Genomic DNA, 13,058 nt, shown 5'->3' with positions numbered 1-13,058 from the left:
CAGGCAACTTCCCTCTGGGTCCAAGTGTTGGTGAAGGATCCTGAGGACGTATCGAAAAGCAAACTTCTCGCACAACTCTAGCCTAGCACGCACCACCCGTACTTTGAGTTCCCAGCTGGGAACTGGATTGACGCATCCAGAGTCACCTGCGGTTGGGGGCGAACCAGACCCTACAATGACGCCTTAGGTTAGATAGACTCGAAATCGGTCACGCAGTCTCTGATACTTGCGTGTCATCTCCGTCGAGGCGTGGCCATCTGCTTTTGCACATAGCGCTCGTCGACCTCGGCTGAGGAGGCGAGGCCGGCGCGCAGTGAATGCCCGGAAAACTTTGGCCGCGCTCGCCTTCCGAAGGATCCCCGCGCACACCAGCGGCCAAGGCCGCGCGTTTGACCAGCCGCGCCACCTCCTGATCGTTCAGCCGTTCGGCTCCCACCGCTTTGCCCTGACCGGCGACGCAGCGGAAGAGGGGCCATGCGCGATGCGGGCCAGCTTCAGCCAAGTCTGCGGGGCGACGACCAAGCAGGTGGTGTTGGACGAGCCGCGACCAATTTCGTTTTCGCGCCAGCCGGTCTTGCTCCGCAACGTAACCAGCACGCCCTTGTCTGGATAGAATTCGATCGAGCCGCGACCGTCCTCGGTTTGATCGCGCGCAACATCGAGGCCGACGATTTCAGATCGGCGCAAGCCGGGCGAAGCCCAAAAGCAGCATGGCGTGGTCGCGCAGACCGCGCAGTGTGCCGCGGTCGAGTGTTTCCAGCATGGCAACAAGATTGTCGCGCAGGATGGCTTCCTTTTGACGGGAGGGGAGGCGTGTCTGTTGCGGATGCCGGCGAGCACGGTGGCGATATGCCGGTCCTTCCGGTCGAGCGGTTGACCGCGTCGCATATAGTTCCAGGTCAGCGACGACAGGCGGCGCTCGATGGTCGACACCCGCTTGTTGTCTCTTGGCGTTCCCGAGTCCTGTGGGCCGTGATGTAGAGGCCGACGATTTTTGGGTCTGGCGTCAGCGGATCAAGCGACTGTCGCCGGCACCAGGCGCAAAAATGCTTCCAGTCGGTGGTATGGGCGCGACGGGGGTTTGCCGAACTTGCTGCCTCGACATGATCGCGCGCACGGTCAGCTTGATCCGCGTGCGTGCTAGGGCGGTGGCAGCAGCTTGAATTGGTCGGTCCTGGACTTGAAAACTGTCGAGAACTGCCATATCTTTTGCACAAGAAATATGACTCTCAATATGGCAGGATGAATTCTGTGGCCCACGCACTCAAGATCCCCGAGCAGAACGGACCTCTCATCTTGTCCTATATGGACCGGAACGGGAAGATTGCGATCGAGCAGGTCGCGGACGGTTTTGGCATGTCAAAGGGCCAGTTGGCCCAGACCGCCGGTCTTGCTCGCGAGACCCTTTATCGGTCAGAGCGCAGCGCTACGGTTAAGACACAGGGGCGTCTGCGGGAGATGCTTGAGATCATCAGCCGCGTGACGGATTGGGCGGGCGGCAAGGAGCAGGCGATGGCTTGGTACCGAGCTCAGCCGCTTCCAGCATTTGGCGGACGCACTGCTGAAGCGCTGGTGAAGGACGGCAAGGCCGCTGCGGTGCGTGATTATCTCGATCACATGGCCGTTGGCGGGTTTGCGTGAGGTTCGTCAGAACCTGCTACCGCGCACACGATCCACGTTGGGCATTCAAGCCGACTTCCGGCGAAGGGGCGGCAATCCGAGGCGCCCGATTCAATCCCAAAGGCGTGCCGGCGCTCTATCTGGCACTGACCCTCATGACAGCGATCAAGGAGGCCAACCAGGGCTTCGCGCAGCGGATCGATCCGTGCGTGCTGTGTTCCTATGAGATCGACTGTAACGACATCGCGGATCTGACAACGGAAGAGGGGAGGGGAGAGTTTTCTGTCGCTTTCGAAGACATGGCCTGCGCCTGGGCGACGGCGCTTAGCGACGGAGAGCGCCCGGCGTCCTGGTCCATCTACGACCGGCTGCGGTCTCGAAACATTGCCGGCATTGTGGTCCCAAGCTTCGCGCCAAGTGCTGAGATGGAGGATCGCAACCTGGTCCTTTGGGACTGGGGTCCGGATCTGCCGCACAAGGTAACTGTATTCGACCCGAGCGGTCGGCTGCCGAAGGACCAGCTATCCTGGCGATAACGCACTCGGGCATCCGAACGGCAGGGGAGGGGTCGTTTCGTCCTACAGGCCTGATGCTTTGGTGAGATTGACACGGAAACGATCGCGTCTGCGCTGATAGCGGCGAGTCATTTCAGCCGAGGCATGTCCGAGTTGTTTTTGCACAAAGCGTTCGTCGACCTCGGCCGAGGAAGCAAGGCCCGCGCGCAAGGAATGGCCCGAGAATTTTGTGGCGCGATCCCCTTCGGACAGGTCGCCGCGCACGATCCGCGCCAGCTTCAGCCAAGTCTGCAGGGCGACGACGGGGCAGGTGGCATCGGACGAGCCGCGGCCGATTTCGACCTCGCGCCAGCCGGTTTTCCGCGCAGCGTCACCAGCACGCCCTTGTCGGGAAAAATCTCGATCCAGCCGCGACCGTCTTCGGTCTGATCGCGGCCGACATCGAGACCGACGATTTCGGGCGGCGCCGCCGGCCAACGCCGCGCGTTTGACCAGCCGCGCCACCTCCTGATCGTTGACGCCCACCGCTTTGCCTTGCCCGGTGACGCGGCGGAAGAGGGGGCCATGGGCGACCAGCCGCTTGACAGAAAGGACCGGCATATCGCCACCGTCATGGCCGGCATTCGCAACAGCCACGCCTCCCCTCCCCGGCAAAAGGAAGCCATTCTGCCTGAAGACCTGATTGCCATGCTGGAAACGCTGGACCGGGCCGGCTTACGCGGCTTGCGTGACCGCGCCATGCTGCTCCTGGGTTTCGCCGGCGGCTTGCGGCCACGCTGAGAAAAATTCCAGGTCAGCGAAGAGAGACGGCGCTCGATCGTCGAAACGGCGTTCGGTTTTTTATCCCCTGTTACCTTTCCCGACGCACAAGCGGTGATGTAGAGCCCGACGGTTTGGGGATTTGGCGGCAACACATCGAGATGCTGGCGGCGCGCCCAGGCGCAAAAATGCTTCCAGTCGGCGGCGTAAGCGCGCCGGGTGTTGGCCGAGCTTGCTGCCTCGACGTAATCGCGAGCGCGCTCGGCGAGCCCTTCCAGGTGAGCCGGAAGGCTGACAATTGGCGGCGCCGCCGCTGCCGTGTTTTCCCCCGAAAAATCGTCCGACGGCTGTCCCATGGCGAGGACGACATCGATGATATCGGGGAGATCGTCGGCGACTGCCTCCGCCGGCGAATGATCGATGACGGCGGCCGTGCCGTGGGACGGTCCGGAGGTCGGGTCGACGTGTTTTTCGGGCTTTTGCGCGACGAAAATGGCCATTTCTCACCCTAGCGCAATTACGAACGATAATGCAAGATTATCGATCGTGTTCGTAGCACGACAGGCGCTGCGCTTTTTGTCCATTTCTGTTGCCAAAAGCGCCGTCGTGATTCATCGTGCTTTCGATGATTCTGCGTCCCAAACCCTCTCCGCGCCACCACGCCACGCTTGTTGGTGCCCCCTTGATGGCAACGGTGCCGACCTGGCTACGCCGGGCCATCCCGGATGCGCAAAGTCTTGCGGGAAAAGAAGTTGACGACCTCGCGCACACCGCGGGCGCCACTATCGGCGCGAAGGAATATGCCTTGGTGAGCGCTTCGAGAACGTCGAAGTTGACTCCGCAGCCCTTGCCGTCAACGGGAGGGTCGGACACCGAACCCCTCGGTACCGGCGCTCCTGAGCATGAAGAAACTTGCACACCGGGTCTTTGGCGCCTTGCCATTGACCGAATGAAGGGCGGACACTTGCCCGAGCGCCTTGCTCACAGCACTTGCCGCCGGCCGCCGAATCCGGCCCTTGCTTTCGAAGACATGACTCTCCGTGCGGCGTATGCCGATGAAATGCGGCTGGCAGGGACGCGCCCGTCTTCGGGGTAAGCGGAGTAGTCGGTGAAGTCCATGTGCAACTCGATAGCCCACCCACATGGACGAGATATTCAATCTTCATCCTGTCTTGCGCGTACCAATGGGTGAATGCCTCGCCGAGCAGGAACGAAACACCGACCTTCTCCGACTGCTCGAGATTGCGGAAGTAAAGCGTCGTGTTTAGCGCATTGTCGAGATAGCCAGTCGCCATGGCGACCAGCATTCGTTCCCTCCACCTACCCACGACGCGCACGGCCGCCCTTCGGCTCGGATACCCCACGGTCAGCAGTGACCGGATAATGTCCGCGCGCGTTGCGGTCAGTGCGACGGTTCCGTTCAGCTTCTTGAAACGTCCCGAGAAATTCACCGACGTAATGTTCCCGGCCATCGTCAGGCACCTCCTCGAAGGGAGACACCAATAGACTGCAGAGCAGCTATCAGGTCTGGGTGCCGCACTAGATTTGTTGCTGGTGACGCGCCCAGCTTTCCCTCAATGGCTCTATCGTAAACGGCCACACACTCGGCGGATGTGAGACGGGATGCATAAAGCAGGCCGTCAATCGCGAAGGCGCCATGAATCGCCGCGCTGAGTTGTCGCCCTCGCCAATGGTTTTTGGCTCGAGCGGCGTCAGTGCTGACTCCCAACCTGAGGAGGCCCGTGGTCCGCAGATCGAGTACCGTGAGCGGAGACGTCGCCGTAATCTCCGCTACGGCCCACTCTTCGATCTCGCTTTGATCAAGGACACGCTTCATCCTGCCCTCGAACCTGTCCCGGACGATGGTCTCGGCAATTGCCGTTGCAAGGTCGTGGGCGATGTAGACGAGTTGAAACGTCCTATCCGGACTTGAGAAGCGTGTGTGTCCAAAACCCATCCCCAGCGGCGTCGCCATATGCGCGGCGCGCATCACGCGGAGGTATGAACGCGGCTGAAATCCGAGAGCGAGGTCCGCGACTGTCTTGGGATCAAGCTTCACGATCAGCTGAAGTCACGCTCGGCGGCCGCAACAACCTCGTTCACCTGTCCAGCTTTGAGAAGGTCGAGAGGAGCGCCCCCGATACTGGGCTTCGGCTGAATCAGCCATTGCCAGGCCGCGCGAGAATTGCGGATGATGCTCGTGACTTCAGACATCCCCTTGACCGGCCGGCCGTCCAGAAACTGTGCCAAGGGAAAGACATGCTTTCGTTCACCCTTCAGCAAGCCGATGACGGCTCCCCGTTTTTGCCAATCATGGAGTGTGGATCTTCTTGTTCCAAAGGCCCTCTCAATATCACTCGGCCCTGCAACCGGCCCTGCCCAGTCTTCGAGGCGAACCGCTGTTGCATATTCCGCGACCCTTCGCCGACCTTCCTCGAGATCTACTACGTTGCCGAGTCCCGCGCCGTGACTGACCTCAACAGGCCTTTCAACGTCGAGCTTGATCGGCCTGCTGTCGCCTCGACCAGCGAGATCCGCGACCACCGTCTCCATTGCCTGGGCAAGATCCTTTTCATGAACCAGAGATCTGGCGCTGGTTCTCCTCCGAAAGCCGGACAGCTGCCGCAGTCACCGCAGCTACCATTTTGCTCTTGCCCTTTAGCTCCGATCGGGAGATTCCTGGGTTGTGCCGTGCCAACACTTCAAGAATGTCGGCGACGGCCGCGCTGCTCACATTAACGTGCACGCCCGTTCCAGATTTTCGAACCGTTGCGACCATGGCGGCCTCCATTTCTGTGGCACACATATAGTCCGGATAGTCCGGTTTGTCCAGATCGTTCGGACAGGCGAGGTGGTTCTTTAGGCTGAAAAGGCGGGGAAGCCCAGCTTGAACACGAACGGCATTACAACGTCCTGAATCGCTGCGTGCGCTCAAAGTTCGCGCTACCGGCGATCTCGAGGGCAGTCACCTTGAACCCACCGCCCTCATCGAGGGCTGACTTCACCTCGTAGAGATATTCGAGCCGAATTTGCTAATGGCCCAGCATCGACTTGAGCCAGCGCCAAACGCGTACCCACCACCGGTCTGGATAGAGCTCGGCGTAATAGTGTTCGCGCCGGCGTTCCTCGGCTGCGCGGCCGGCGGCAATTTGCGCGGGTGTCAACTGAGTGGACCACTCAATCTCGCCCCGGTCGATCCAGTAGTGCGACTTGCACGAACGCTGCCAATTGCCGATCGACGGATACAGCGACGGTCCTTCGGGGTGATCGGTGAACCGCCATTCGGTTGGCCCCAGCGGCGTCCGCACCTTTGAACCGCAGCCGCATGCGCACAGGTGCGCCGCCGTCTCGAACTCCTCCGACACGTAGAGCACGCCCGACTCGAGCTGCGCCGGCATGGTCCGCACGCGCTCGACCTTAATCCTAATCATAGGTGTCTCCGGTGAGGCTCAGGTCGTCGATCCCGAACAACATGTGCCGATATCCCTCAGTGTCGCGGTAGAGGCCGCGCACCTGCTTGTAGCGAATCATGGCAAGGCAGGCATTGAGCGCGTTCAGTTCGCCAATCTGGATATTGGAGCGGTAAATGTCGTCGGCGACGTCGGAGAGGTCGGCCAGCTTCCGGTCGCGCATCGCTGCGCCATCGCCGACGGGATAATATGTGGCCCGCAGCATGCCGGCGATTGGGCCGTGCTTTCGGTTGAGGCCCATGCCGACATCGATGAAGGGGATGTTGCGGGAGATTAGCAAGTCGAAGATTCCGGCGCGCGAGGATCCCTTGTCGACGCAAACAAAGGCGAAGGTGACACCGTCAAGGCGGTCGGCGGTGGCCTCTCCGATGTAGGTGGTCTCGACGGTCAGCCCGCGCCGAAAGTTGTCATAGCGGTCGCCGTAGACGGAAGCCTTGGCCGTTCGAAGTTCCTCCTTGGAGAGACGGCCCGGCGAACGAAACGCGGTGTGGACGTGGTAGATGTCACCGTCGAACGCGCGGATCTTGGGGACCGGCGTCTTGACCAGCAGGTCGAGGAGATAGGCACCGGTGCCACCGAGTCCGATGACGGCGGCTGTCTCATCGGCGAACCCGGCGTTCAGGTCGCTGATCTGCGCGCGCGACGTGAGTGTGTCTTGCAGCTGGCACCGTAACGTTAACCGGGCATCGATCAAAATGTGGGATCTGGCGGCATGACCAGATTTTCCCGTGATCCTCTTTATCGTCGCCACCGATTTCCGGCGCAGGTGATTGCCCATGCCGTTTGGCTCTATTTCCGGTTTCCGCTCAGCCTGCGGATGGTCGAGGATATGCTGGCAGCTCGTGGCGTCATCGTCTCTCACCAGACCGTGCGACTTTGGGCTGAGAAATTTGGCAGACACTTTGCCAATGATATCCGGAAGCGATCGGCCGGCAAGCTCGGCGACAAATGGCATCTCGATGAGGTTGTCATCACCATCGGTGGAAAGAAACACTGGCTTTGGCGCGCCGTTGATCAGGACGGGTTTGTTCTCGACGTGTTGGTGCAAAGCCGTCGCAATGCCAAGGCGGCAAAGCGCTTGATGCGAAAGCTTCTGAAAGGGCAAGGCCGTTCGCCGCGTGTGATGATCACCGACAAGCTTCGATCCTACGGTGCGGCGAAGCGCGAGATCATGCCAGGCGTCGAGCATCGCTCGCACAAGGGCCTGAACAATCGGGCGGAGAACTCTCATCAACCGTCCGACGGCGGGAGAGGATCATGAAGCGCTTCAAGTCAGCGCGACATCTTCAGCGTTTCGTTTCCGTCCACGACCCGATCGCCAACCTCTTTAACGTTCCCCGCCACGATATTCCATCCACCCACCATCGAGAACTGCGAGCAACTGCCATGCAAGCATGGCGCCAAATCGCGCGACTTCACGCCGAATGAACCAAAGCCTCACTCCCAGATCTTGTTTTCACAGCGTTAAGTTTACGGTGCCCGATGGTTCTTGTAGGTGGCGCATGCTTCGACCATGCCAACCTGACTTATCGTCAAACCGTTAAGCCAAAATCAATGTGACAGCACCTTTCCTCGACATGGCGCAGGCCCAAGGGAAATCGGTAATAGAGCCAAACGGCGTGAGCAATGATCTCGGTCGGAAAGCGATGGTTCTTGTAGCGGCAGCTTCAGACATGCCCGGTGCCTATCGTCAATCCGTTAACGCTGAACAACGTGACAGCGCCAATCAGGAGCGCGCCTAAGCGCGCTCACCATTATCGGGTTTGGACACGCCGGCAGGCACATCACTGTTGCGTTCTATTCCTTCTATGAACTGACGATATGTCGGATTTTCGGCCAGCAATTCGTTTTGCATGCCGTAAAAGGCCGTGTCGGACGCGCAAAGAAAGAGAACGCGTGACATTGGTTTTATCAACGAGAGGTCATGGGTAATGAACACGCTGGAGTTGTCTTTTTGAAGCGTCTCAATGGCAGCCAGAGCGCGCTTCCGGTTAACTTCGTCTAGCGCAGCTGTGGCCTCGTCCAAAAGAAGCAGACGCGGTTTTTTCAGTAGGGCACGGGCAAGCGACACACGCTGTTTCTCACCGCCAGATAATCGATTGCCGCGCTCTCCCACCGTTGATTCGGCTTGCGCCTCATGCCGATTAATGACGTCTGTCAGCCCAAGGATGGAAATCACCTCGTCGATATCCGTTTTCGGTCCGGAATAGCCGAAGGCAATGTTCTCCCGGATCGTCCAATCGAACAAAAGGCAGTCCTGCTGTACCACGGCGATGTCTTCCCGCAGCGCGCTTGCATTTTCGTCCGAAACAGCCTTCCCGTTTATCATGTACGCCCCATCGCTCGGCATGGTAAGGCAGGATAAGAGCTTGAGAAGAGAGGTTTTCCCAACACCCGACGGGCCCACGATGAAGAGCGGTTCCTTCGGCTGAACACTGAAGCTAAGGCCGGACAACACCGGATGGTCAGCGACATCAATTGAAACATGGCGAAGTTCCAGGGTGAAAGGCTGCTTTTCCGCCGGCAGCAGGACCTTCGTTGGTGCCGGAACGTCGACTGCCAGCAGATCGGCAAGAAGTCGGGCCTCCCCGAGGGCCGCATGCACGTCACGATAAACGCGTGCAAACGTTTCGACCGGCTGCAGCAGTCGAATAATGTAGGTATTCAGCAGGACGAGTTCCCCGATGCTGAGAATACCCTCACCGGCATTGACACCGCCGCGCCACAATACGCCAAGTACGACCAAGCCGAAGACGAGCGCCTGGAGACCACCATAGTAGGCCCTCTGTCGGAACGTTATTGCCCAGGCCCGATCGTTCACTTTCAGTTTGTCGTCAAGTTTGCTGGTGAATTCGGAACCCAAATTCGATTGTTGAACCAGCTCGGCATTTGCCACCCCGTCGAGGCCGAAGCTCCAGGCATCGATGCCGCTTTCCATGGCTTCTTCCGTCGACGAGCGAATGCGCCGGGCAGCGATGTTTGCGATGAACCCGTACAAGAACAGTGCGACGACAAGAAACCCTGCGATCCAAAAATCAATCATGAAGGCAATCACCGACGCCGCGATTCCCAGTTCGATGATCGTTGGGATCAGAAAGAACGTCAGATTCGACGTAATGTCTCTGACGGCATCCAAACCCTTTTCTATCGTACGGCCGATCTCGTAGGTCGTGTAGGTCTTGAGACGGTAGTAAGGTAACGAGACGGCATGTTGAAAGACATGGGTAGTCAAGTTGCGTTGGAGCCTCAGATTCATGGGCCCGAAGGTAAGCCACTGGATTTGTTCAAGGATTCCAACCAGCGTTAAGCCTATGCCGAAGGAGAGGATGTAGGTAACAGCAGCATTGATCCGTCCGTTACCCTCTGTGAGGGCATCAATACCCAGTGAAAAGAACACCGGAAAGATCGCAGCACCTACCGCTGTCGCCGCAATGGTTAGGATCACCAGCGCAAGCAATGCCTTTTGCCTGCGATTTTGCGCAATTACCAGGAACACGACCTGTAGTACCTTTGATAGATCTGTCATCTAACCACCGTTACCATGTACAACCGAATAACTACCAATGTATAGCTAAACACAGATTGGTAGAATCACAATATACATCGAAACATACACATTGACAAATCGGAGTTATATCTTATGAATCGACCGTCACCGCGAGGTGCGGTGCGCTAACAGAAGGAGATTCCTATGAATCAGAACCTGAACCCTCCGCAGTTTGGTACGGCAATCGAATTCCTCGATGACGAAGACGCCACTCCGGGCGTCGCCTCGGCAGCAGCATGCTCACGTTGCGACAGCTCCAGCCGCAGCGGCGCATCGGGCAAGTCTTCCGGCTCGTCGCGTTGCGGCCAGACCGCCTGATCTGACCAGGCCCACCCCGGCGCCAGCATCCTGAGCGCCGGGGTGACCACGAGCACACGCATGCAGAACAATTGACTGCATCGGTACCGCTGTCGCCATTCTAGGATCGGAAACTATGTACACAATATCGCCGTTTGTGCTTGAGCCCGCCGACATTGACGGGGTTTGCAAACTGTTCACGCCGACCGGGGCCGCTTCGATTAGCGATGCCAATCTTGCAGCGGCTCTGCGGGAATTTTCATCGATACGGCCGTACATCGATGAACACTGTGTCTCGGAAATTCTGGAGCGCAATGCCCTGCCCATCGATGCAGCGGAGCAGTTCCTGACCAAGCTCAAAGTTCTGCGTCGCATGAAATCCGATGAAAGCGTTGTGATCTATTGCGCTTCGGATGAGATTTCGCGATCCTTGGGGAAGTGCATTGAGAACAACGACGCCATAACCTGCACTTCGATTGACGACCTGGCGCTCATAGGCAATCCGACCTTCCTTGTTGCGATTCAAGCCGCCTATTCGTCAACCACGGCGCGGGAAATCTACGCCGCATGTGCGCGGAGCCCTGAGTGCATCGTACTCCACGCATATTTTGTTTTTCGACACTTTGTCATTGACGGGTTCTACTCAGCGTCGATGGGCTTGCCTGACCATTTCAGTGGCCTTCATAACCTGGCCGGTCTCGACAGAAACCCAGGCTTCAAGCCAACCAGTTGGGCCGACTTCTTCCTTTCTGACCCCTATGCCCTCAACTCGCTCTCAGTTCCAACGTTCGCTGCGTTAGAGATAGAAGCGGCAGCAGCACTACACCTCCTATACACGCGCCTGCGCCCCCTCCTTGCCGACGGCGTTGCGCCGCTTTTCCCCGATGACCTCAGCACCATTATTGAGATGAATCTGGATACGGGTCGCATTGAGCGCCATCGAGGAGCCCATTCCACCTACAGTGCGGAACCGCGAACCATTTGAACGAGGGAGCAGATGCCATGCCGACCAACGACATATCAGCTTTGAACCAGATCGGTTTTACCAGCCAATTCGTCGACCCTGACGTCGAACATACTGTTCGCACCTTTCACCATCATTGTTTTACCTGCGCAGGGTCCACTCTGGAACAACGCATCAGTGCGCCGTTTCTTTCGAAGGAAACTCTACTTCTCGCAGAGACTAAGGAATCTCGATTTTCTCATTTCAGTCACATCGTCACCGGCCACTCCACCTCAACGCAGACAGCCGTTTCACGCTGGCCGTCCCTGAAGGAAGGGCAGCTTGGTATTGTGGAATTCGAAAAGATTGCCTCGATCCTGGGCCAGGCAATTGGAGCGGATGGCTTAGGGCGCAGGCCATATCCATCCGGCGGCGCGCTCTATAGCGCTGAGGCCATCGTAGTAACCAGCGAAATGGTTGAGGGTATACCTCCATTTTCTGTCGCGCATTACCTCCCGGGCAGCAACCGCTTCGAACTGCTGCCGGCGCAATTTGATCAGGATCGGTACAATGCCATCGCCACCATTAACGGGGCCGTTTTCTACGTCGCCTACTTCATCAATTTGAAGAAAGCGACCTTCAAATACAGGTCGCGGGGCTACCGGCTTGCCTTACTAGAGATCGGTTCGATGTATCATCACATCACAACTGTAGCTCAGGAAAACGGGATTGCTTCGCGCGTCTTGGCCGGCTTCTCCGAGTATGAGTTTACCAAGACCTGTGGCCTGGACAGCAGGTTGCTTCTCCCCGCTGCCATTCAAGCCTTTGGTTTTCCGGGAGATGCGAATGTCCAATAGCTTCCGCAATTTCGACCTAAAGACGCCGAGATTCCGCCTGTCGGCAAGCTACCCTGCCTCTATTTACGAACCTGCCGTTTTCTCCGCTGTCGACCATCTTGCGGTCAACGGGCATGGTTTTGGTTTTGATGGCGACGCACATATCAAGGCAATTGGGGAATATTTGGAACGGTACGCCGCTTTTCGTACCATTCAGCCGACCCATACCGGGCGGTTACACGAGATGGGACTTTCAAACGCGGAGCAAGTGGCCCTCCAAGGTGTATTGCTGCAGACCTGCCAACCCGATATCTCCAAAGAAGATCTCGTGGAACACGCCTTTAACCTTGTCGAAGTGCAGCGGTTTTCGACGGGCGAACGTTGCCTATATCCTGCCGTCTATCTTTCTCTGCACAGGTTCAGCGGCTGTCGCGACGCTGATTTTCTGCCGGTGCGCGACACCTTCGGCAGTGCTATTCACCCGGATCGCGCCACGGCGTTCCGATCGGCGTTGTTAGAATTCGTTGAACGGCAATGTACAACCGCTATGTGGGTGTCGCGACGCTGCAACAAGATGGCGCCCCTTTACGAAAATCTCCTCGGCCGCGGCAAAGCCGGCACCACCTGCCGGCAGATGACGCGGGAGGGTTCTGTTACAGTGTACGACATCTCGTTTTTGAAGGGCGTTTCAGTGCTGTTTGCCGAGTACCGGTCACGCAAGGAGGACGACATTATCAATTTCGCATGCGGCTGTGCCGCAGACTACGACGCAGAGACCGCGGTGTTGAAGGCGTTTACTGAGGTGTGGCAGACCTCGCTGTTGCTTCCGCAGATGGAATTCTTTGGCATGCACGAGTATGGAAGCGACAAACTAAAAGCAGATTTCAGGGCGGCCAACAGGCCGGATTTCGAACTAGAGGTGCGGGTTGCCCCCCCTCCACATCGGCCCCGAAATCGAAAAAGGAACGCTGAAAGATAGCCTGCTCTCGGTCTCTCACAACATCTACGTCTACGAGAAGGCCATCACGGTCTCCGGCGCAAAGGTGTGGTTCTGCCGTGTCGTCTCCCCCG

13 protein-coding genes and 3 pseudogenes are annotated in these 13,058 nt (G+C 58.2%); 8 read left to right on the top strand and 8 right to left on the bottom strand.

Going from position 1 to position 13,058, the window contains the following annotated elements; genetic code table 11:
- Window positions 1-183 precede the first annotated feature (183 nt).
- A pseudogene (locus tag HB778_RS42255) lies at window positions 184-1,217 on the bottom strand (site-specific integrase).
- Window positions 1,218-1,251: 34 nt separating this feature from the next.
- Between HB778_RS42255 and HB778_RS36900 the strand changes: the two are divergent.
- Together HB778_RS36900 and HB778_RS36895 are read left to right on the top strand one after the other, a co-directional pair.
- On the top strand, window positions 1,252-1,641 hold the full coding sequence (locus HB778_RS36900) for an MbcA/ParS/Xre antitoxin family protein (RefSeq protein ID WP_006339603.1): 390 nt from the start codon (window positions 1,252-1,254) through the stop codon (window positions 1,639-1,641).
- Complete coding sequence (locus tag HB778_RS36895; protein WP_183465558.1) at window positions 1,638-2,156, top strand: RES family NAD+ phosphorylase; 519 nt, start codon at window positions 1,638-1,640, stop codon at window positions 2,154-2,156. The genes HB778_RS36900 and HB778_RS36895 overlap by 4 nt, the downstream gene beginning before the upstream one ends.
- A 42-nt stretch (window positions 2,157-2,198) precedes the next feature.
- Here the strand turns inward: HB778_RS36895 and HB778_RS42250 are convergent.
- Window positions 2,199-3,049: pseudogene (locus tag HB778_RS42250) on the bottom strand (tyrosine-type recombinase/integrase).
- Between the two features lie 6 nt (window positions 3,050-3,055).
- Here HB778_RS42250 and HB778_RS36880 point away from each other — a divergent pair.
- Window positions 3,056-3,406 (top strand): hypothetical protein, encoded by a 351-nt coding sequence (locus tag HB778_RS36880; protein ID WP_183465557.1) that lies wholly within the window; start codon window positions 3,056-3,058, stop codon window positions 3,404-3,406.
- 962 nt (window positions 3,407-4,368) lie between these two features.
- On the opposite strand, the gene HB778_RS36875 is transcribed toward HB778_RS36880, so the two are convergent.
- The 5 genes from HB778_RS36875 to HB778_RS42240 all read right to left on the bottom strand — a co-directional run bounded on the left by HB778_RS36875 (window position 4,369) and on the right by HB778_RS42240 (window position 7,058).
- The gene (locus HB778_RS36875; RefSeq protein WP_183465556.1) at window positions 4,369-4,953 is read right to left on the bottom strand and encodes an RES family NAD+ phosphorylase; all 585 of its coding nucleotides are present in this window, start codon (window positions 4,951-4,953) and stop codon (window positions 4,369-4,371) included.
- 2 nt (window positions 4,954-4,955) lie between these two features.
- Window positions 4,956-5,447 carry a hypothetical protein gene (locus HB778_RS36870; RefSeq protein ID WP_244662117.1) on the bottom strand — a complete coding sequence of 164 codons (492 nt, stop codon included), beginning with the start codon at window positions 5,445-5,447 and terminating at the stop codon, window positions 4,956-4,958.
- Window positions 5,448-5,466: 19 nt separating this feature from the next.
- Window positions 5,467-5,829, bottom strand: a complete 363-nt coding sequence (locus tag HB778_RS42245; RefSeq protein WP_244662116.1) for a hypothetical protein — start codon at window positions 5,827-5,829, stop codon at window positions 5,467-5,469.
- A gap of 97 nt (window positions 5,830-5,926) precedes the next feature.
- Window positions 5,927-6,325 (bottom strand): DUF6527 family protein, encoded by a 399-nt coding sequence (locus HB778_RS36865; RefSeq protein WP_244662115.1) that lies wholly within the window; start codon window positions 6,323-6,325, stop codon window positions 5,927-5,929.
- Window positions 6,318-7,058, bottom strand: a complete 741-nt coding sequence (locus HB778_RS42240; RefSeq protein ID WP_244662114.1) for a hypothetical protein — start codon at window positions 7,056-7,058, stop codon at window positions 6,318-6,320. The genes HB778_RS36865 and HB778_RS42240 overlap by 8 nt, the downstream gene beginning before the upstream one ends.
- A gap of 18 nt (window positions 7,059-7,076) precedes the next feature.
- Here HB778_RS42240 and HB778_RS36855 point away from each other — a divergent pair.
- A pseudogene (locus tag HB778_RS36855) lies at window positions 7,077-7,792 on the top strand (IS6 family transposase).
- Between the two features lie 310 nt (window positions 7,793-8,102).
- Here the strand turns inward: HB778_RS36855 and HB778_RS36850 are convergent.
- Window positions 8,103-9,890 (bottom strand): ATP-binding cassette domain-containing protein, encoded by a 1,788-nt coding sequence (locus tag HB778_RS36850; protein WP_183454958.1) that lies wholly within the window; start codon window positions 9,888-9,890, stop codon window positions 8,103-8,105.
- A 165-nt stretch (window positions 9,891-10,055) separates the two neighbouring features.
- Here HB778_RS36850 and HB778_RS36845 point away from each other — a divergent pair, with 165 nt between their 5' ends.
- The 4 genes from HB778_RS36845 to HB778_RS36830 all read left to right on the top strand — a co-directional run bounded on the left by HB778_RS36845 (window position 10,056) and on the right by HB778_RS36830 (window position 12,966).
- Window positions 10,056-10,229: a phazolicin family TOMM bacteriocin gene (locus HB778_RS36845; RefSeq protein WP_183454957.1), complete on the top strand. Its 174-nt coding sequence runs from the start codon at window positions 10,056-10,058 to the stop codon at window positions 10,227-10,229.
- Window positions 10,230-10,344: 115 nt separating this feature from the next.
- Window positions 10,345-11,193: an McbB family protein gene (locus tag HB778_RS36840; RefSeq protein ID WP_183454956.1), complete on the top strand. Its 849-nt coding sequence runs from the start codon at window positions 10,345-10,347 to the stop codon at window positions 11,191-11,193.
- 17 nt (window positions 11,194-11,210) lie between these two features.
- Window positions 11,211-12,008 (top strand): nitroreductase family protein, encoded by a 798-nt coding sequence (locus HB778_RS36835; RefSeq protein ID WP_183454955.1) that lies wholly within the window; start codon window positions 11,211-11,213, stop codon window positions 12,006-12,008.
- On the top strand, window positions 11,998-12,966 hold the full coding sequence (locus HB778_RS36830) for a YcaO-like family protein (protein ID WP_183465555.1): 969 nt from the start codon (window positions 11,998-12,000) through the stop codon (window positions 12,964-12,966). The genes HB778_RS36835 and HB778_RS36830 overlap by 11 nt, the downstream gene beginning before the upstream one ends.
- The last annotated feature ends 92 nt before the right edge of the window (window positions 12,967-13,058 follow it).

The organism is Mesorhizobium huakuii (assembly GCF_014189455.1).
Lineage (GTDB): Bacteria > Pseudomonadota > Alphaproteobacteria > Rhizobiales > Rhizobiaceae > Mesorhizobium > Mesorhizobium huakuii_A.
Note: the sequence above shows the minus strand (reverse complement) of the source record. Positions and strands in the feature narration are given on the sequence as shown.

Excerpts from the sequence above, each read along its gene's own strand:
- HB778_RS36850 (WP_183454958.1), bottom strand. The coding sequence starts at position 9,890 with ATGACAGATCTATCAAAGGTACTACAGGTCGTGTTCCTGGTAATTGCG.
- HB778_RS36870 (WP_244662117.1), bottom strand. The coding sequence starts at position 5,447 with ATGGAGACGGTGGTCGCGGATCTCGCTGGTCGAGGCGACAGCAGGCCG.
- HB778_RS36830 (WP_183465555.1), top strand. The coding sequence starts at position 11,998 with ATGTCCAATAGCTTCCGCAATTTCGACCTAAAGACGCCGAGATTCCGC.
- HB778_RS36835 (WP_183454955.1), top strand. The coding sequence starts at position 11,211 with ATGCCGACCAACGACATATCAGCTTTGAACCAGATCGGTTTTACCAGC.
- HB778_RS36865 (WP_244662115.1), bottom strand. The coding sequence starts at position 6,325 with ATGATTAGGATTAAGGTCGAGCGCGTGCGGACCATGCCGGCGCAGCTC.
- HB778_RS36880 (WP_183465557.1), top strand. The coding sequence starts at position 3,056 with ATGCTGGCGGCGCGCCCAGGCGCAAAAATGCTTCCAGTCGGCGGCGTA.
- HB778_RS36840 (WP_183454956.1), top strand. The coding sequence starts at position 10,345 with ATGTACACAATATCGCCGTTTGTGCTTGAGCCCGCCGACATTGACGGG.
- HB778_RS36845 (WP_183454957.1), top strand. The coding sequence starts at position 10,056 with ATGAATCAGAACCTGAACCCTCCGCAGTTTGGTACGGCAATCGAATTC.